This window comes from Fontimonas sp. SYSU GA230001 (assembly GCF_040066175.1).
GTDB lineage: Bacteria > Pseudomonadota > Gammaproteobacteria > Nevskiales > Nevskiaceae > Solimonas.
In genome coordinates, this window is record NZ_JBEAAM010000036.1 from 1 (window position 1) to 18078 (window position 18078).

21 protein-coding genes and 1 riboswitch are annotated in these 18078 nt (G+C 69.2%); of the genes, 12 read left to right on the forward strand and 9 right to left on the reverse strand.

The window, feature by feature from the left end:
- Positions 1-174 precede the first annotated feature (174 nt).
- Positions 175-462, forward strand: a complete 288-nt coding sequence (locus tag AAG565_RS15020; RefSeq protein ID WP_348820461.1) for a hypothetical protein — start codon at positions 175-177, stop codon at positions 460-462.
- Positions 463-590: 128 nt separating this feature from the next.
- Here AAG565_RS15020 and AAG565_RS15025 read toward each other — a convergent pair whose 3' ends face one another.
- Positions 591-3347 (reverse strand): pitrilysin family protein, encoded by a 2757-nt coding sequence (locus AAG565_RS15025; protein ID WP_348820462.1) that lies wholly within the window; start codon positions 3345-3347, stop codon positions 591-593.
- A 28-nt stretch (positions 3348-3375) separates the two neighbouring features.
- On the opposite strand from AAG565_RS15025, the gene ampD reads away from it, so the two are divergent.
- From ampD to AAG565_RS15040, 3 genes are read left to right on the forward strand one after another with little or no spacing between them, the layout of a single operon-like run.
- Positions 3376-3978, forward strand: coding sequence for a 1,6-anhydro-N-acetylmuramyl-L-alanine amidase AmpD (gene ampD / locus AAG565_RS15030; RefSeq protein ID WP_348820463.1), 603 nt, complete (start codon positions 3376-3378; stop codon positions 3976-3978).
- Positions 3975-4841, forward strand: a complete 867-nt coding sequence (gene ampE, locus AAG565_RS15035) for a regulatory signaling modulator protein AmpE (protein WP_348820464.1) — start codon at positions 3975-3977, stop codon at positions 4839-4841. Before ampD ends, ampE begins: the two co-directional genes overlap by 4 nt.
- Positions 4838-5731 (forward strand): helical backbone metal receptor, encoded by an 894-nt coding sequence (locus tag AAG565_RS15040; protein ID WP_348820465.1) that lies wholly within the window; start codon positions 4838-4840, stop codon positions 5729-5731. Before ampE ends, AAG565_RS15040 begins: the two co-directional genes overlap by 4 nt.
- On the opposite strand, the gene AAG565_RS15045 is transcribed toward AAG565_RS15040, so the two are convergent.
- Both AAG565_RS15045 and AAG565_RS15050 read right to left on the reverse strand, forming a co-directional pair.
- The gene (locus AAG565_RS15045; protein WP_348820466.1) at positions 5646-6185 is read right to left on the reverse strand and encodes a cob(I)yrinic acid a,c-diamide adenosyltransferase; all 540 of its coding nucleotides are present in this window, start codon (positions 6183-6185) and stop codon (positions 5646-5648) included. The genes AAG565_RS15040 and AAG565_RS15045 overlap by 86 nt on opposite strands.
- Positions 6186-6237: 52 nt before the next feature.
- The gene (locus AAG565_RS15050) at positions 6238-8064 is read right to left on the reverse strand and encodes a TonB-dependent receptor (RefSeq protein WP_348820467.1); all 1827 of its coding nucleotides are present in this window, start codon (positions 8062-8064) and stop codon (positions 6238-6240) included.
- A 49-nt stretch (positions 8065-8113) separates the two neighbouring features.
- Positions 8114-8301, reverse strand: a riboswitch (cobalamin riboswitch).
- Between the two features lie 45 nt (positions 8302-8346).
- On the opposite strand from AAG565_RS15050, the gene AAG565_RS15055 reads away from it, so the two are divergent.
- Positions 8347-9153 carry an inositol monophosphatase family protein gene (locus tag AAG565_RS15055; RefSeq protein ID WP_348820469.1) on the forward strand — a complete coding sequence of 269 codons (807 nt, stop codon included), beginning with the start codon at positions 8347-8349 and terminating at the stop codon, positions 9151-9153.
- Here the strand turns inward: AAG565_RS15055 and AAG565_RS15060 are convergent.
- Positions 9134-9793 (reverse strand): HAD family hydrolase, encoded by a 660-nt coding sequence (locus AAG565_RS15060; protein WP_348820470.1) that lies wholly within the window; start codon positions 9791-9793, stop codon positions 9134-9136. The two genes, AAG565_RS15055 and AAG565_RS15060, sit on opposite strands and share 20 nt — an antisense overlap.
- 115 nt (positions 9794-9908) lie before the next feature.
- Here AAG565_RS15060 and AAG565_RS15065 point away from each other — a divergent pair, with 115 nt between their 5' ends.
- Entirely contained in the window at positions 9909-10502 is a 594-nt protein-coding gene (locus AAG565_RS15065; RefSeq protein WP_348820471.1) for an RNA pyrophosphohydrolase, read from the forward strand.
- On the opposite strand, the gene AAG565_RS15070 is transcribed toward AAG565_RS15065, so the two are convergent.
- Genes AAG565_RS15070 through AAG565_RS15080 form a run of 3 tightly spaced genes read right to left on the reverse strand, consistent with a single transcriptional unit; the run spans position 10417 to position 12957 of the window.
- Positions 10417-11202 carry a PepSY domain-containing protein gene (locus tag AAG565_RS15070; protein WP_348820473.1) on the reverse strand — a complete coding sequence of 262 codons (786 nt, stop codon included), beginning with the start codon at positions 11200-11202 and terminating at the stop codon, positions 10417-10419. The two genes, AAG565_RS15065 and AAG565_RS15070, sit on opposite strands and share 86 nt — an antisense overlap.
- On the reverse strand, positions 11199-11768 hold the full coding sequence (locus AAG565_RS15075; protein WP_348820474.1) for an FMN-binding protein: 570 nt from the start codon (positions 11766-11768) through the stop codon (positions 11199-11201). Before AAG565_RS15075 ends, AAG565_RS15070 begins: the two co-directional genes overlap by 4 nt.
- Positions 11746-12957 carry a porin gene (locus AAG565_RS15080; RefSeq protein ID WP_348820475.1) on the reverse strand — a complete coding sequence of 404 codons (1212 nt, stop codon included), beginning with the start codon at positions 12955-12957 and terminating at the stop codon, positions 11746-11748. Before AAG565_RS15080 ends, AAG565_RS15075 begins: the two co-directional genes overlap by 23 nt.
- A 107-nt stretch (positions 12958-13064) precedes the next feature.
- Here AAG565_RS15080 and AAG565_RS15085 point away from each other — a divergent pair, with 107 nt between their 5' ends.
- Positions 13065-13286: a (2Fe-2S)-binding protein gene (locus tag AAG565_RS15085; protein ID WP_348820476.1), complete on the forward strand. Its 222-nt coding sequence runs from the start codon at positions 13065-13067 to the stop codon at positions 13284-13286.
- A 75-nt stretch (positions 13287-13361) separates the two neighbouring features.
- Positions 13362-13832 carry a bacterioferritin gene (gene bfr / locus AAG565_RS15090; protein ID WP_348820477.1) on the forward strand — a complete coding sequence of 157 codons (471 nt, stop codon included), beginning with the start codon at positions 13362-13364 and terminating at the stop codon, positions 13830-13832.
- Here bfr and AAG565_RS15095 read toward each other — a convergent pair whose 3' ends face one another.
- Positions 13833-14267, reverse strand: coding sequence for a CopD family protein (locus AAG565_RS15095; RefSeq protein WP_348820479.1), 435 nt, complete (start codon positions 14265-14267; stop codon positions 13833-13835).
- A 90-nt stretch (positions 14268-14357) separates the two neighbouring features.
- On the opposite strand from AAG565_RS15095, the gene argC reads away from it, so the two are divergent.
- Genes argC through erpA form a run of 4 tightly spaced genes read left to right on the forward strand, consistent with a single transcriptional unit; the run spans position 14358 to position 16978 of the window.
- Positions 14358-15389, forward strand: coding sequence for an N-acetyl-gamma-glutamyl-phosphate reductase (argC, locus tag AAG565_RS15100; RefSeq protein WP_348820480.1), 1032 nt, complete (start codon positions 14358-14360; stop codon positions 15387-15389).
- Between the two features lie 8 nt (positions 15390-15397).
- Positions 15398-16150 carry a DUF6776 family protein gene (locus AAG565_RS15105; protein WP_348820481.1) on the forward strand — a complete coding sequence of 251 codons (753 nt, stop codon included), beginning with the start codon at positions 15398-15400 and terminating at the stop codon, positions 16148-16150.
- A gap of 1 nt (position 16151) precedes the next feature.
- On the forward strand, positions 16152-16625 hold the full coding sequence (locus tag AAG565_RS15110) for a polymer-forming cytoskeletal protein (protein WP_348820482.1): 474 nt from the start codon (positions 16152-16154) through the stop codon (positions 16623-16625).
- 14 nt (positions 16626-16639) lie between these two features.
- Positions 16640-16978: an iron-sulfur cluster insertion protein ErpA gene (gene erpA / locus AAG565_RS15115; protein WP_348820483.1), complete on the forward strand. Its 339-nt coding sequence runs from the start codon at positions 16640-16642 to the stop codon at positions 16976-16978.
- Here the strand turns inward: erpA and AAG565_RS15120 are convergent.
- A complete protein-coding gene (locus tag AAG565_RS15120; RefSeq protein ID WP_348820484.1) occupies positions 16975-18075 on the reverse strand; it encodes an anhydro-N-acetylmuramic acid kinase in 1101 nt (366 codons plus the stop codon). The genes erpA and AAG565_RS15120 overlap by 4 nt on opposite strands.
- Positions 18076-18078: the final 3 nt, after the last annotated feature.

The following is an 18078-nucleotide window of genomic DNA, read 5'->3' on the forward strand; positions in this document are numbered from 1 at the left end:
TCATCCTCCGATGATCCCGCCGCCCCGCCGGCCTTTCAGGCTCACTTCACGTTGGAATCACGCACCCCCTTCAGGCTCATGTGTCATTGGAAGAGGCTCTTCGTTGACAGCTTTCGCTTTGCTGCCTAAGCTTTTGTCCGGCTTGGCAAAAGCGCAGGTACTCCAATGAAGGGCATGAACAGGATGGCCGTGGCCGCCGCGTTGCTCGTGGCGGCGTCCGCGGCGAGTGCGCAGGTGGCCGGGGACAGCGTCGATGAGGCGCCGTCGGCGGTGGCGATGACCTTCGACCTGCTGATCGTGCGTCCGCTGAGCTTCGTCGGCCTGGTGGCCGGCACCGGGCTGTTCGTGGCCTCGCTGCCGCTGGCATTGATCCAGTTCGAGGCGCCGGTCAATCCGGCCAAGAAGTTCGTCGTCGAACCGGCGAAGTACACGTTCACGCGCCCGTTGGGCGAGATGCGCTGACGTCCTTCCGGCACTGATTCCCAGAGGCATTGACTCGCGCCGCTGCCGACGCAGCGGCGCTTTTTTTGCGTCGTGTCCTCCTGGACCCGCCGCGGCCCGCCATGGCCGCGACTTCCGGGATCGGCCGTTCAGCGGAGCGTGTTGCCGTCCGTGTCCAGCACGGTGACCTCGCCCCAAGCGAGATCGCGGATCGGCTGCTCGATGCGCGCCAGGTCGCCGACGACGATCCAGGTCAGCGCGTCCGGCTGAATCAAGCGCCGCGTCGCGGCATTGACGTCGGTGGGTGACAGTGCCGCCGCCTTATCGACGAAATCGTTCCAGTAGCTGTCCGGCAGCCCATAGACCAGGATGCTGGAGATCGACGTTCCGATCTCGGCGGCGGTTTCGTTGTCGCCGGGCAGCGCACGCACCAGGCTGTCGCGGGCAAAGTCGATCTCGTCCGGGCGCAGTGGCCGGGTCGTGCCGATCGCAGACAGTTCGGTGCGCACTTCGCGCATCGACTCGATGGTTTTGTCGCTCTGCACCGATGCATAGGCGAAGAACGGCCGCTGCGCCTTCGCTCCGGAGATCACGCTGCCGGCGCCGTAGCTCCAGTGCTTGTCTTCGCGCAGATTCATGTTCAGCCGCGACACGAAGTTGCCGCCGAGCGCGGTGTTGGCCAGCTGCATCGCCAGGTCGTCCGGGTCGGACTTGGGCGGAGCCAGGTGCGCGGCCATGATCAGGGACTGCTCGGCGGCGGTGCGGTTGACCAGGAAGATGCGCGGTCTTTGCGGCAGCGCGACGCCGGCCAGATTCTTCTGCGGCTTGGGCGTCGGGCCGGCCTTCCAGCCGCCGAAACGGCGTTCCAGCGCCGGGCGGATCTCGGCCAGCGTGGTGTCGCCGACGACCAGCAGCGTGGCATTGTCAGGCCGCAGCCAGTTCGCATAGAACGCGCGCAGGTCGTCGATGCCGATCGAGGCGACGCTGTCCTCGGTGCCGTTGCCGCTGCGCGGATTGGCGTAGGCGTGTCCTTCGCCGTAGATCAGCCGCGGGTACAGGCGCGTGGCGATGCCGTAGGGCTGTGCCTTCTCCTGCTGGATCGCGGCGATCTGCAGCTTGCGCAGGCGTTCCAGTTCGTGGGCCGGGAAGCGTGGCCGCAGCAGCACGTCGGCGTACAGGTCGAGGCTGGGTTCGAGACGGGCCTTGAGTGCGTTGAGGCTGACGAAGGAACTGTCCAGATTCGACCCGGCGCTGATCTGCGCGCCGAGTTCCTCGGCGCGCGCGGCGAGCGCCAGCGCGTCGTAGGCGCCGGCGCCCTCGTCGAGCATGTCGAGCGTGAGCTTGGCGGTGCCCGGCTTGATGCCCATGTCCGCCGCATAGCCGGCGTCGGCGATCAACGACAGCTGCACGACCGGCGCGGCGTGACGCTCGGCGACGACCAGCTTCAGGCCGTTGGACAGCGTCGCACGTTGCAGCGCGGGCAGCTTCAGATCGGGCGCTTCCCCGGGCGCCGGCAGCTTGGAGCGGTCGGCGCCGCTCTTCGCCGCGGTGTACTCGGGCAGCGGCTCGACCGTGAGCACGAACACGCCGTCGGCCAGCCAGCGGCGCGCGACGTCGCGGATCTGCAGTGGCGTCGCGTCGCGGATCTCGCGCAGTTCCGCCGTGTAGCGGTCCGGTGTGCCGCAATAGACCTGGTACTGCGCCAGTTGCGCGGATTTGCCGCCGAAGCCGTCGATGCGTTCGAGGCCGCGCAGCGCTGACGCGAAGACCTTGGTGCGCGCACGCTCCAGCTCGGCCTTGGTCGGGCCGTCCTTGAGGAAACGCGCGACTTCCTCGTCGATGGCGCGCTCGACCGCGGTCGCGTCGCCGCCGGGCTTGACCATCACGTCGATCTGGAACTGCGAGCCGATCTCGAACGGGCCCAGGCCGACGCTGACTTTTGTCGCAGTCTGGTCGCGGTACACCAGGCGCTCGTAGAGCCGGCTGTTCTTGCCGCTGCCGAGCACGTCCGCGGCGATGCCGAGCAGGTTGGCGTCCGTCTCGCAGAAGCCGGGGATGTTCCAGGTCTTGAACAGGCGCGTCTGCGGCACGCGGTCCTGCAGCGTCGCACGCTTCTCGCCGCTCATCTTGGCGATCCAGGAGCCGTGGCGCTTGAGCGCCGGACCGGGCGCGATGTCGCCGAAGTAGTGCTCGACCTTCTTCTTGACCTCGGCGGGATCGATGTCGCCGGCGATCACCAGCACCGCGTTGGCCGCGCCGTAGTGATCGCGGAACCACTGCTTGACATCATCGAGGGTCGCCGCCTTGAGGTCCTCCTCGGAGCCGATCGTCGTCCACGAATACGGGTGGCCGACGGGATAGGTCGCCGCTGCGATGAGCTCATCGACCTTGCCGTAGGGCTCATTTTCGCCCTGGCGCTTCTCGTTGAGCACCACCTCGCGCTGTTCGTCGAGCTTCTTCTGGTCGATCGCGCCGAGCAGGTGACCCATGCGGTCGGATTCCAGCCACAGCGTCAGGTCCAGCGCGCTGGTCGGCACGTTCTGGAAGTAGTTGGTGCGGTCGTACCACGTCGTGCCGTTCATCTTGGTCGCGCCGGCCGGCTCCAGCGGGCGGAAGAATTCGTCGTCGTGGTTCTCCGAGCCGTTGAACATCAGGTGCTCGAACAGGTGCGCGAAGCCGGTGCGGCCGGGGCGTTCGTCCTTGCTGCCGACGTGGTACCAGACGTTGACCGCGACGATCGGCGCCTTGTGGTCCTCGTGCAGCAGCAGCGTCAGCCCATTGGGCAGGACATGCCGCTCGTAGGGGATGCGGATATCGGGGAATGCGGCGGGATCGGCCGCCCGTGCCGCTCCGGCGGCGAGCAGAAGCGCCGCCACAACCTGACAGGCGCGCAAGCACTGCTTCATGATGTCTCCCAGTTCGAATGGCTGCACGATGAAAAAGACGCCGACCAGCCGCAAAGGTTCCAGACCGGCCCGCACGGGCATCGACGCCCAGGGCTGGCTCGCCGGCGCGCGCCGCGTGCCCTCGCCGAACTGCGACGCGCGGCCGGATGCGGACGATATCAGCCTGCTGGTCATCCATGGGATCTCGCTGCCGCCGGGACGTTTCGGCGGGCCGTGGATCGAGGCGCTGTTCACCAACCGTCTCGATGCCGCCGCCGACCCGTACTTCGCCGGCATCGCCGCGCTGCGCGTGTCCGCGCACCTGCTGATCCGCCGCGATGGCGCCGTCGTGCAGTTCGTGCCGTTCGTGCGGCGCGCCTGGCATGCGGGTGTGTCGAGCTTCGACGGGCGCGAGCGCTGCAACGATTTTTCGATCGGCATCGAGCTGGAGGGCACCGACGAGCGGCCCTACACGGCGCGTCAGTACCGGCGCCTGGCGCGCGTGATCGGTGTTCTGCGCCGGCACTATCCGCGCATCACGCCGCAGCGCGTCGTCGGGCACAGCGATATCGCGCCGGGGCGCAAGACCGATCCGGGCCCGGCATTCGACTGGGCGCGCCTGCGCTCTTTGCTAGAGTCCGGGCAGCCATGACTTTGATCGGCATTCTGCTTGCGCTGCTGCTGGAACGCCTGCTCGGCCATCTGCCCGGCTGGGGGCGTCCGGTGCTGTTCCTGTCCCTGATGAGGATGCTGCACGCGCTGCTGCCGGATGCGCTGTGGCGATCGAGACTGCTGCCGCTGGTGGTCGTGGCGCTGCCCTCGGGCCTGGTCGGTTGGGGGCTCGGCCAGATCGAGAGCCCGCTGCTCGTGCTCGGGCTGTCGGCCCTGATCCTGCTGCTGTGCCTGGGCCCCCGCGATCTGGCCGAGGACGTGCATGAACTGCTGGCGGCGCGCGAGCGCAACGACGCCGAGCGCGTGGCGCAACTGCAGCGCGCCCTGCAGCAGGGGCCCAATCCGGGCGACGGTCATCGTTCGCTCGGCGGCGCGCTGTTCATCCAGTCGCACGAGAAGCTGCTGGGCGTGTTGCTGTGGTTCTTTGCGCTCGGGCCGGCCGGCGCGATGGCGTATCGCCTCGCCGGGCGGATGCCGCGCTTTCTGTCCGAGACCGCACCCGGTTCCGCCGCGCTGGCGACCGCGGACTGGCTGCACGCCGCGCTGGCCTGGCTGCCGGCGCGCATCACCGCGCTGGTCTATGGCCTCGCCGGCAGTCTGGACGACGCGCTCGCGGCCTGGCGACGGCTGCTGCGCGATCCGGAGCACGAGTGGCGCACCCAGACCTGGGCGGTGCTCGCCGAGGTGCCGCTCGCGTCGCTGGGCATGGAGGAGTCCGACGGCGCGGCGGTCGTGCCCGCGAGCCTGGAAGCGATGCTGGCGGAGGTGCTGCGCATGCAGTGGCGCGCCCTGCTGATCCTGCTGGCCGCCTTCGCGCTGTTCGCCACCGGCGCGATGCTGTGAGGTGGGCGGGTCTGTGCCTGCTGCTGCTCGGCGGCACGGTTTCGGCCGCCGAGCGCATCGTCACGCTCGCGCCGCACCTGGCCGAGCTGGTCTGCGCGGTGGGGCGCTGCGCGCAACTGGTCGGCGTGGCCGCCTACACCGATGCGCCGCCGTCCGCCGCCGCGCGCCCGCAGATCGGCGACGCCTTCAACGTCAATCTCGAAGCGGTGCTGCAGCTGCACCCGGACCTGGTGTTGGCCTGGGACGGCGGCACGCCGGCGGCCCATCTGCCGCGCCTGCGTGCACTGGGCCTGCGCGTCGAGACGATCGCGGTGCGCGGCCTCGAGGACATCGGTGCGGCCCTGCGCGCGACCGGACGGCTGACCGGCGCCGATGCCGGCGCAGAGGACGCGGCGCAGCGCTACGAGGCGCGCCTGGCCGCGCTGCGCGAGCGCTACCGCGACCGTCCGCGCCTGCGTGCCTTCTACCAGACCGAGACCGACCCGGCGTACAGCATCAACCGCCGCAGTCCGATTCACGAGGCGCTCCAGCTGTGCGGTGCGGACAACGTGTTCGCGGACCTGCCGACGGTGGCCGCCGTGGTCGGCAGCGAGTCCGTGCTTGCGGCGCGACCGGACGTCGTCGTGTACTCCAGGCAGGAGGATGCCGGCGCGATCGCGCGTTACTGGGCGCGCCTGCCCGGACTCCGGCCGGCCGATGCGCGCTACCGCGTCGTCGTCGATGGCAACTCGCTGACCCGTCAGTCGCCGCGCGTGCTCGACGGCATCGAGGAGCTGTGCGAAGGGCTGGACCGGGTGCGCGCGCTCAACAGCGCCGCCAGGTCGTCTCAGCCCCGTGCATCCGTGCGAAGTGACGGGCGAACACGAACAGCAGGTCCGACAGGCGATTGAGATAGCGCAGCGCAGCCGCGTTCACGCTCGCGTGTGCGTGGACCTGCCACAGGCTGCGCTCGGCGCGGCGTGCCACCGCGCGCGCGAGGTGCGCCTGCGCGGCCAGCCGGCCGCCACCGGGTAGCACGAACTCCTTGAGCGGCGGCAGGTCGGCGTTGAACTGCGCGAGCCAGTCGTCGAGCTGCGCGACCTGCGCGTCGGTCAGCGCCATGTGGCCCGGCAGGGCCAGTTCGCCGCCGATGTCGAACAGGCGGTGCTGGATCTCGCCGAGTGGATCGGCGAATCGCGGCAGCGGTTCGAGGGCGAGCAGCACGCCGATCTGGCAGTTGAGTTCGTCGAGATCGCCCATCGCGGCGAAGCGTGGGTCGGTCTTGGGCAGGCGCTCGCCGGTGGCCAGGCCGCTGGTGCCGCCATCGCCGGTGCGCGTGGCGATCTTGCTGAGTCGGTGTCCCATGGATCGAGTGTAGCGGCGGACAGCACACCCGTGCTGCCCGCCGCCGCTGTCCTCAATAGGCGTAGCGCAGGGTGACGTAGCCGCTCGCCGCCGGCGTGCGGTAGCCGCGGACCAGCTCGTAGTCCTTGTCGAGCAGGTTCTCGCCGCGCAGTGCCAGACTCAGGCCGTCGAAGAGTTGCACGCGCAGGCTGGCGTTGACCAGCGCGTAGCCGCCGAGCCGCACTGGAGTCGTCTCGAAGGTGGCCGGGTCGGTGTAGCGGTCGCGCCGCGCGCCGTAGGCCTGCACATCGATGCCCGGCTCGAAGCGGCCCCAGCGGTAGCCGAGGGCGGCCTGCGCCGATGCCGCCGAGCGCCGCAGCAGGCGGTCGCCGGTCGTGCGGTCGCGGGGGTCCTGGACGGTGCCGGACAGGCGCGCGTCGAACTGCTCGTCCGCGTAACGCCAGCCGGCCTCGACGCCGCGCGTCCGCGACTGGTCGATGTTGACCAGCGCGAAGCTGTCCGGGTCGTAGCCGATCAGATCGTCGATGCGGGTCTCGTAGGCGGCCAGCGTGACGACCTGGCGGGTTCCCAGCGTCTGTCGCAGGTTCAGCTCCAGGCTCCTGGAGCGCTCCGGATCGAGCCCCGGGTTGCCGTAGGGGCCGAACAGGTCGGTCAGTTCCGGTTCCTTGAAACCGGTGCCGGCGGCCAGGCCCAGGCGCGCGCCGCTCCAGGCGCGCAGGCCGATCTCGACGTTGCCGGTCGTGGCCGCGCCGAACTGGTCGTGGTGCGTGTAGCGCAGGGCCATCAGTCCGTCGATGCGCCCGAACGATGTACTGGCTTGCGCGAAGGCCGCGTGGCGTTCGGTGCGGTCGTCCGTGACGCTGTCGCCGAAGGACGAGTAGAAGACACCGTGGATGTCCGACGTGCCGGTCGTCAGGCCGCCGCCGAGATCGACGCCGGCGAGGCTGTACTCGGCCAGCCATTCGAGGTTGCGGCGTTCGACTTCGGTGAAGTCGCGCAGCTGCGGCCGCTCTGCGTCGCTGGGCTGACGCTGCCGCAGCTCGTCGTAGGCGAGGCTGGCGACGAGGCGCGTCTGCCCGCCGCCCGGCAGGGTGGTGCTGGCCTCCGCCGCGCTGACGCGGTTGCGATAGTCCTGCGCCCGCTCGGAGCCGAACGCGACGTACTCGTTGGTGCCCGCAGCCTGCAGGTGGCGGGCCGTGAGCGTGACGCCGCCGAGCTGCATCGCGCCGCGTGCGGCGATGTTCAGATTCTCGTGGCCCAGATCGCGCGTGCCGCTGCGCAGCGGCGGATAGCCGTCGAAATCCTGGCGCTGCACGTCCAGCGACAGGCCGCCGGCATCGCCGCCCCAGGCGATGCGGCCGGCCGTGTCGAGCGTGCCGTAGCTGCCGCCGCGCAGGCTCGCGCCGCCGCCGAAGCCGCGCCCGGCCTGGCGGGTGATGATGTTGACCACGCCGCCGATCGCATCGGAGCCCCACAGCGCCGAGCGCGGGCCCTTGACGATCTCGATGCGCTCGATCGCCTCGGGCGCGAGATTCTGGATCTGGGCGTTGAGGAAGGACTCGGTCGTGTAGCGCACGCCGTCGATCAGGAACAGCGTGTGGTTGCTCTCCGCGCCGCGGATGAACACCGAGGCCGGCGAGCCGGCGCCGCCGCTGCGGGCGACGTCGAGTCCGGCGACCTGGCGCAGCAGGTCGGCGAGGTCGTTGGCCTGCAGGCGCTCGATGGCGCCGCGGTCGAGCACCTCGACCGATGCGGACAGCGCCGAGGCCGGCCGCGCGTCGCGCGTGGCCGTGACGACGATCGGGTCGAGCGGAGTGGATTGCTGCGCGGATGCACAGGCCGGTATCGCCGCGCAGGCGGCAAGCAACAGACGTTTCATGAGCAGTATCCCTGGCCGCGTCCCCGCGGCCGCAAGATCGAACACCGGCGATGGGCCGGACCTCGCAGGCCGGTCTCCGGACTCCTGGCGATGACTGTCGGTGGCGCCTTCCCAGCCCTTGGGCCAGTGGCGATACCGCGTGGGCTTGCCAGTTACCGTTGCGGGGGCAGTGTCCGCTTCGCACGGACTTCCCGTTTCACCACGGCGAACCGTGGCACCTGCGTGGCGCGCATTGTAGCGGCTATCATGCCCGCCCCACGTCGTCCGTTCGTCCGAATGTCCATGGCCAGCGCCGAACTCGAAGCCGCCCTGCACGCCGCCCGCGCCGCAGCCGCGATCATCCGCAAGGCGTTTCGCGGCAACTTCGACGTGCAATACAAGGCCGACGCCAGTCCGGTGACCGAGGTCGATGTGGCTGCGGAGAAGGCGATCAAGGCCGAGCTGCAGGCGCGCTTTCCGTCCTACGGCTTCTACGGCGAGGAGACGGGCAAGGATCACGCGGATGCCGAAGCCCTGTGGCTGGTCGATCCGATCGACGGGACCAAGGCCTTCGTGCGCGGCTATCCGATCTTCTCGGTGCAGATCGCGCTGATGCGCGCTGGCGAACTGGTGCTGGGCGTGTCCTGCGCGCCCTGCTGGAACGAGGGGCTGGGCGAGCTGGTCTGGGCGCAGGCCGGGCAGGGCGCGTGGCGCGGCCTGCTCGACACGCCGCTGGCGCAGTTCGAGCGTCTGTCGGTGTCGGCGGTGGACCGGCTCGGCCATGCGACGCTGTCCACCGGCAATCTGGCGACCCTGGCGCGCGCGCCGCAGTGGGCCGAACTGGGCCGCCTGATCCCGCAGCTGCACCGGATCCGCGGCTACGGCGATTTCCTCCACTACCACTATCTGGCCGGCGGCAAGATCGACGCCGTGGTCGAATCGGACGTGAACATCCTCGACATCGCCGCGCTCGCGGTGATCGTGCGCGAGGCGGGCGGCCGCTTCACCGATCTCGATGGCCGGGCGCCTGGGCTGGAGACCCGCACCGTGCTGGCGACCAATGGCCGACTGCACGATGCCTTCGCCGGGCTCAGGCTCGGCGCAGGCTGATCACCTCCCAGCCGCGCTGCTGGGCGACCGCCCGGAGCACCGGATCGGGGTCCACCGCCACGGCGTGCTGCGCCATCTCCAGCAGCGGGATGTCGTTGTGGGAGTCGCTGTAGCAGCTCATGTGCCGGCACGGCCGCTGCTGGCTGTCGATCCAGTGCCGCAGGCGCGCGACCTTGCCGCCCTGGAAGTTGGGAATGCCGGCGATGCGGCCGGTGTACCGTCCCGCGACGATCTCCGGGTCGGTGGCGATCAGGTGATCGACATCAAGCAGTGCGGCGATCGGTTCGACGATGAAGCGGTTGGTCGCTGTCGTGATGATCAGCAGGTCGCCGGCCGCCCGGTGCCGTGCCAGCAGCTCGCGGGTGCCGGCGGCGACGATCGGTTCGATGCGCTCGCGGATGAACCGCGCCCGCAGCGCCTCCATCTTCGGCAGCTCGTGCTCGACCAGCGTGCGCAGCACGAACGCGGCGTATTCATGGATGTCCAGCGTGCCTGCCTGGTACTCGCGGTAGAAACGCTCGTTCTCCCGGGCGTGGAGTTGTGCATCGACGATGCCCTGTTCGGCCAGATAGCAGCCCCAGAGGTAATCGCTGTCACCGGCGAGCAGGGTGTTGTCGAGATCGAAGACGGCCAGACGCATGGGGCGGCTTGCGGTGGGGGCGGGGCAGGATAGCAGCTGCGTCGGCGCGGTTTGCCGACGGCTGCGGCGCTGTGGAAGAATCGGTACGAACTTGGCGCGCTGGCCGACCACTTAAGTGATTGACGCGGATGGATTCAGGCCGAACGTTGGCATCGTCCTCAGCGACGCCGGCGGCCGTGTCCTCTGGGCCAAGCGCATCCGTCAGGAGGCCTGGCAGTTCCCGCAGGGCGGCATCCAGCGCGGTGAATCGCCGCGCGACGCCCTGTTCCGCGAGTTGCACGAGGAGCTGGGCCTGGTCGAGACCGACGTGCAGATCCTCGGCGTCACGGCCGGCTGGCTGCGGTATCGGCTGCCGAACCGCTACCTGCGGCGCAGCCGGGGGCGCACCTGCATCGGCCAGAAGCAGAAGTGGTTCGCGCTGCGCCTGATCGGAACCGACAGCGCCGTGCGCCTCGACGCGACCGACAAACCGGAATTCGACGGCTGGCGCTGGGTCGAGTACTGGCATCCGCTGCTCGAAGTCGTCGAGTTCAAGCGCGATGTGTACCGCCGCGCGCTCAACGAGCTCGCGCCGCTGCTGGGCGTGGAACCGCGCGAGCCGGTGCGGCGCAAGGCGATCGCGGTCACGACCCCGCGCGGCGTCGAGCGGCCGATTTCCGCTGCGCACGCTGCCGGCGCAGGTGGCGCAGCCACAAGCCCAATCCGCTGAACCCGAGCGCGATCAGCGCCAGCGCGACGAGGTCGGCGATCAGGGTGCCGATGCGCCCGGGCAGCCGGCCGCTGTGCAGATCGAGCAGCACGCGTTCCCAGCTGATGCTGCGCGCGCGGGCGTCGGCACGGACGCGTGCGGCCAGATCGGCGGGCAGCGCGTCCAGCGTCGCTTGCGGCAGCGGGCTGCCGACGACGGTGGCGGTCCAGGTGAGCAGGTCGGCGTCGGCCTCGAAATCGCCGTCGGGTGTGGTCACGACGAACCCCGCGGTGGACGCGCGCACGCCGACGATGGGTGCCGGCCATCCGGACAGCGTGCTGCGCTCCAGCAGCGCGCCGTCTGCGTCGAGCAGCACGGCGGCGGTCTGGCCGACGACGAGCACGCGCCCGTGGGCGTGGACGGCGCCGATCCAGGCGCCGGTGGTTCCCACCGGTCGCTCGTCCCAGTAGGTGGTGCCGGCGCTGGCGCTGAGCCAATGTCGGTCCACGCGCAGCCCGCGATCGGGCGGTGGCAGGTCGATGCCGTAGGCGTCGAGCAGGGCTTCCACCCGCACCGGCTTGCGGTCGAGCCCCCAGTCGCTGCCGTGGTTGAGCAGCAGGCCGGTGCCGGCCATGAAGACGACGAACAGCGCCGCCGGCGCGCCGATCCAGCGATGGACGACGTACAGGGACGGCTTGCGGCGCGGTCGCTGCCCGGTCATGGTCCGGCGACCTCGGCATGGAGCCGCAGGGCCAGGCGCGCCAGCCGCTGCATCGCCTGTACCGACAGGGTCGCCCCGGAGATGTTGTCGATGCGCCGGTCGAGTTCCCGGCCCGGCGTCAGGGCCGCACCGTCGAACTGGCGCGTGAAGAAGTCGTGGCGGATTTCCCAGCCACGCGACTCGCGGTAGATCAGCACGCGCAGCCGTTCCAGCCGGCCATCGTCGACGACGATGCCGGCGGTGATCGGCTGGTCCTTGCCGATCTCGTCGAGGATCCAGGCGCTGCGTGGGCCCTGACGCCAGTAGCGCAGCCGCAACGCCTCCGGCGCATGGCCGAGGATGCGCTGCGCATCCTCGCGCAGCGCGCCGCTCAGCCAGACGATCTGTGGCGCGGGCGGCGATCCGCCGAAGGCCTCGGCGACGAAGCGATCGGGTGCGAGATACACCTCGTCCGCGGCGCGGGTCGTCGAAGACCACAGCAGCAGCGCCAGCGCGAACGCGCGCCCCGGCCAGCGACCGGAGCGCGCGCGACGCCGGCTTGCGTCAGAAGCGGTAGCCGATGCCAAGGTTGAATCCGTCGTTGTCCGCGGCGCGATCCTGGTTCTGGTAGTCGGCCTTGAGTACGACATCCTTGTGCGGCCACCAGTTGATGCCGATGTCGGTCTGGCGGATTTCCGTTGCGTCCGCAGGTCCGCCATTGTCGGCGACGCTGTAGCGGGCGAACAGCCCCACCGTGGGCCGGATGCGGTAGCCCAGCTCGCCGTAATAGCCGTCCTGCCGGTCACGGCCGACGGCCTTGGGGCCATCGCCGTCGAGATTCCAGGCGGCCCACAGCGCACGGGCGCTGAACGGCCCCCGTTCGAACACGGCGTGGGCTTCGGTCAGCAGCGCGGAGACTTGTTCGTTGTCCAGCGCCTGCGTGGCGTCGGCTTGGTACTGGACCGTTCCGGCCAGTTCCAGCCCCGGGATCCCGGTATAGCGCAGGCGCAAGGTGTAGGCGAGGTCGTCGGCCACGGCATTGGCGACCTTCTGCCGGCCGCCGCGGATCGCGTAGGCGTTGCTGCCGGTCGTGGCCAGCTTGAGTCCGCTGTGGACCGCGAGGTCATACGACAGGCCGGTCCCGGCGATCGGGCCACCGATGGCCCCGCCGCCCTCCCACCACGTCGTCGGAATGATCGCCGATTCGACGAGGTTGCGTTCGACGCCGTAGAACGTGGTCGGTTCGTGCGTCTCGTTGAGGATGCCGACCGGCACCAGGAACAGGCCGCCCCTGGCCTTCTGCTGCGCGGGCAGGTCGAACTCCAGGTAGGCCTGCTCCAGCTCGACTTCACCGGGCTTGGACTCGCCGGCGAGCGCGTGCTCCAGTTCCACTTCCGAGACGAAGCGAATGCCATCACTGAAGTCGTAGCCGGCGTAGAGCACGAAGCGGTGGAAGTCGATCTCGCGCTTGCTGTCGAGGTTGTTGTAGTGCAGCTCGCCATAGCCGCCGAACTTGGCCTTGGACGTCGCGCTGGGCCGTTCGATCCGGTCGGCCAGGGCGTCGATCTGTGCTTGCTGTTCGGCGTCCGCACGCTGCTGGGCGGAGCTGTGCTGGTTCTGTTCGTCGATCTGCGCCTTGAGGGCGCGGAGTTCGGACTGCAGGCGCTCGATCTGTCCCTGGATGTCACCCGGCGGGGGGGCATCGGCGGCGCGTGCCGGGGTCGAGGCGAGCAGCGCCGCCGTCAGTGCGGGGAGGATGCGGTTGAGTGTCGTCATGGGAATCCTGTTGGTCGGATGGAGCGGACAAGGGCTCCACAGCGCGGATTCTAGGGATGCTGATTACAGTTGACAATCATTCTCATTAACATTCTAATGTCGATGCCATGTACATCTGTATCTGCAAGGCGGTCTCCGACCGCGACGTCCGGCGTGTCGTCGCCGAGCACGGCATCGTCTCGCTGCGCGAGCTGTCGCGACGTACCGGACTGGGCACCTGTTGCGGCAAGTGCGTGCCGGCGGCGCGCGCGCTGCTGCGCGACGAGGTGCGGGCGGTCGCGGCGGGATCCGTCGGATCGGCGCCGCTGCCGGCATCCGCGGCAGCCTGAGGGCACGGCCCGGCCTTTGGCGCACGCGCGGATCGTGTGCCTATACTGCTTGCCCAATCGCAACGGAGCAGGGCGATGCAGGGCGACGCCAAGGTCATCGATTATCTGAACCAGGCGCTCAAGAACGAGCTCACGTCGATCAACCAGTACTTCCTGCACGCGCGCATGCTCGACAACTGGGGCATGAAGCAGCTCGGCAAGCACGAGTACGACGAATCGATCGACGAGATGAAGCACGCCGATGCGCTGGTCGAACGCATCCTGTTCCTGGAGGGCCTGCCCAACCTGCAGGATCTGGGACGGCTGTACATCGGCGAGGATGTCAGGGAAGTCCTCGAATGCGATCTCAAGCGTGAGAAGGAGGCGCACCTGCTCAACCAGGAGGCGATCGCCTACTGCGAGAGTGTGCGCGATTTCGTCAGCCGCGAGCTGCTGGTGCGGATCCAGAAGAGCGAAGAGGAGCACATCGACTGGATCGAGACGCAGCTGGGCCTGATCCAGAAGATGGGGCTGCAGAACTACGTGCAGTCTGCCGCCGGCAGCTGATCAGAACGGGCGCACGATGACCAGGATGGCGATGGCGATCAGCGCCAGCGCCGGCAGCTCGTTGGCGATGCGGTAGTAGCGCGCCGACTTGTCGTTGCGACTCTCGGCGAACGCGCGCACGCGGGTCTTGAGCCAGCCGTGGTAGCCGGACAGCGCCAATGCCACGGCGAGCTTCGCGTGCAGCCAGCCCATGCTCCAGTACGCCGCCTTGGCGTACGCCGGATCGGCCGCGAGCAGCATCGCGATGCCCAGGCCCCAGCTGCCCAGCATGCCGATCGTGGTGATGCCGTACAGGCGTCGCTCCATGATGCAGAAGCGTTCGTGGCCGGCCGCGTCCCGGGTGTCGGCGTGATAGACGAACAGGCGCGGCAGGTAGAACAGCCCTGCGAACCAGCTGACGACGAAGACGACATGGAAGGCCTTGAGCCAGAGCATGGGCCGGGCACGGTGAGGGGCGGGCGCGCAGTGTAAGCCAAGCCCGCGCGTTAGAATCCCCGTCCCGAATCACCCATCTCGTCTTTTTCCGTGATCAAGATCGGCATCGTCGGCGGTACCGGCTACACCGGTGCCGAGCTGCTGCGTCTGCTGGCGCGGCATCCTCATGCGCGGATCGAGGTTCTCACCTCGCGCAAGGAGGCCGGGCTGCGCGCCGACCGGCTGTTCCCCCAATTGCGCGGCCACTGCGAGCTGCCGTTCGAGGCGCCCGACCCTGCGCGCCTCGCCGCCTGTGACGCCGTGTTCTTTGCCACGCCACACGGCACTGCGATGCAGATGGCCCCCGCGCTGGTCGATGCGGGCGTGCGCGTGATCGACCTGTCGGCCGACTTCCGGCTGGCGGATGCGGCCGAGTTCCAGCGCTGGTATGGCCTGGAGCACACGTGTCCGGAGTTGCTCGCGGAAGCGGTGTACGGCCTGCCCGAGGTCAACCGCGCGCAGATCGCCAAAGCGCGGCTCGTCGCCAATCCGGGCTGCTATCCGACTTCGGTGCAGCTGGGTTTCCTGCCGTTGCTCGAAGCGGGCGTAATCCATGCCGACGGCATGATTGCCGACTGCAAGTCCGGCGTCAGCGGCGCTGGCCGCGAGCTCAAGATCGGCTCGCTGTATTGCGAAGCCGGGGATTCCTTCAAGGCGTATGGCGTGCCCGGGCACCGGCACGGGCCGGAAATCGCGCAGGGCTTGCGGCGCATGACCGCCGAGCGTGTCGGCGTCACGTTCGTGCCGCACCTCGTGCCGATGATCCGGGGCATCCATTCCACCCTGTATGCGCGCCTGCGCGATCCGGCAGCCGACCTGCAGGCCTTGTTCGAGCGGCGCTTTGCCGGCGAAGCTTTCGTCGATGTGATGCCGGCCGGCGAGCACCCGGAAACGCGCAGCGTGCGCGCGTCCAATGTCTGTCGCCTGGCCGTGCACCGGTCGCCTGACGGAACGCAGGCGATCGTCCTCAGCGTCATCGACAACCTGGTCAAGGGTGCGTCGGGTCAGGCCGTGCAGAACTTCAACCTGATGTTCGGTTTCGACGAGGCACTCGCGCTCGACGCGCCGCCGCTGGCGCCCTGAGTCCCGGGATGAAGCACCGCATCGTCATCACCCGGCACCGGCCGTGGCTCAAGCCCGCGCTGATCGGTGGCGGGAGCTTTGCGCTGGCGGTCGCGGCGTGGGCGCTCTACGCCTACACGCGCGCCGCGACGGTCAGCGATTTCGAGCGTGCGCAGCTCGAGGTCGAGCAGCTGCGCGAAGAGCGTCGTGCCCTGACCCGCGACCTGCGCGCCGCCCGCGAGGAGATCAAGCGCCTCGAGGAACAGGCGGTGTACGTCCGGCGCTCCCAGGAAATCGACGGCGAGGCCTGCAACGCCGTGCGCGAATCACTGACGCAGCTGCAGGCCGAGGCCTCCGACCTGCGCGAGCAACTGGCGTTCTACCGCGGCATCGTCGCGCCCGAGCAGTCGCGGGCGGGCGTCCGGGTCTACGAGTTCAAGCTGGCCCCCGGTGCGGCGGCAGGCGGGATTCACTACGAACTGGTGCTGATCCAGTCGGTGCGCCACGACAAGCGCGTGGCCGGACGCATCGAACTGGAACTGGTCGGCCAGCAGGACGGTGCGGAGACGCGGCTGCCCTGGGCAAAAATCACCAGCGATGACGGCGCCGCGAATCTGGTATTTTCCCTGAAGTATTTCGAGGAGTTTGCCGGCGACATCCGCTTGCCGCCGGGTTTTCAGCCCACACGCGTGGTCGTGACCCTGATTCCCGACGGCAATGGAATGCCCCGCGTCGAGGAGTCTTTCGACTGGGTGCGCGTGTTCAACGGAGGAGGTACATAACATGTTCGGCAGCAGCAAGAAGGCGAGCAACGCAACGACCGTCGGCGTCGATACCCTGATCGGCCGCCAGACCGAGATCCTGGGCGACGTGCGTTTCACGGGTGGTCTGCACGTCGATGGACGCATCAAGGGCAAGGTCATCGCGTCGGCCGACAAGGCCTCGGCGCTGTCGGTCAGCGAGCACGGTGCGATCGAGGGCGATGTCCGGGTGCCCAATGTCGTGCTCAACGGTGCAGTCGTCGGCGACGTGCACGCCTCGCAGAAGCTCACGCTGGCGGCCAAGGCGCGCGTCACGGGCAACGTCTATTACCGCGTCATCGAGATGGAAGGCGGCGCGCAGGTCAACGGGCAGATGGTGCACGACGTGGCCGGCAGCGGTACCGAGAACTTCGCCGGCGCGGGCAAGGCTGCCGGCGATGCGTCCAAGGACGAACTCAGCGAGGCGCGCCGGGTCAAAGGCGTCGTCAACGGTTGAGGCTCGGGCGGCACATGGTCAGCGAAGATCCGGTCATCTTCACGCAGGCGGCGGCGGAGAAGGTCCATGCCCTGCTGCAGGAGGAAGACGATCCCGAGCAGATGCTGCGGGTCTTCGTCACGGGCGGCGGCTGCTCCGGGTTCCAGTACGGTTTCCGCTTCGAGAAACAGGCCGAAGAGGACGATGCGCGCGTCGTCCGTGCCGGCGTGACGCTGCTGGTGGATCCGATGAGCCTGCAGTATCTGCAGGGCGCGGAGATCGATTACAAGGAAAGCGTCGAGGGCGCGCAGTTCGTCATTCGTAACCCGAATGCGACCACCAGCTGCGGTTGCGGCAACTCGTTCTCGGTCTAAGGCGCGTAGATTCCGCCCAGGATCGCCGCGGCGCTCGCTCCGGTTGCGCTCGGCAGGTTGCCGGGACGCCCCTGCAGGCGCCGCCAGGCCAGCCAGGCGAAGGCAGCAGCTTCGACCTGGTCGGGATCGAGCCCGGCGGCAAGGGTCGATTCGATCGTTACCCCGGGCATCGCGCTGCGCAGGGACGCGAGCAGGACCGGGTTGTGTACGCCGCCGCCACACACCAGGACCCGCCTGATGTCGGGCGCCGTGCGCTGCAGCTGCGCAGAGATCGACCGGGCGGTGACTTCCACCAGCGTGCGCTGCACGTCGGCCGCAGGCAGGGCTTCCAGCGCGGGGAAACGCTGTTGCAGCCAGGCGAGGTTGAAGTGGTCGCGGCCGGTGCTTTTGGGCGGCGGCCGCCGGAAGTAATCGTCGTCCAGGCAGGCTTCGAGCAGCGCGGTATTGACGGTGCCGGTGGCCGCCCACTGACCTCCGCGGTCATAGCGCGCGTTCCGGTGGCGTGCGATCCACGCGTCGAGGAGCCCGTTGCCGGGGCCGGTATCGAACCCGTAGGCCGTGCCGCTGCCGGGCAGCACGGTGAGATTGGCAATGCCGCCCAGGTTCAGCACCGCGCAGGGCGTCAGTGTGCCGAAACTGGCCAGGTGGAATGCCGGCACCAGGGGTGCCCCCTGTCCGCCGCGGGCGACGTCGGCGCGGCGGAAGTCGGCGACGACCGTGACGCCGGTACGTGCCGCGATCAGGCTCGGATCACCGAGCTGCAGGCTGTTGCGCGCGCGCTGCGGGTCATGGAAGACGGTCTGGCCGTGAGAGCCGATGCAGCAGACCGTGGCCGCGGGTCGGCCATGCATCACGCCGAGGGCCGCCGCCGCGAAGGTCTCGGCGACCCCGTGATCGAGTTCGGCCAGCTCGCGCAGCGTCAGCGACGTGTCCGGATCGAGCTGCAGATCGATCAGGCGGCGGCGCAGCGGCGCGGGATACTCCAGTCGGTGTACGGCCTCGACGCCAACGACGCGGTTTTCGTCCATGCGGCACAGCGCGGCGTCAACCGCGTCCATGCTGGTTCCTGACATCAGCCCGATGCACAGAGCGTGCACCGT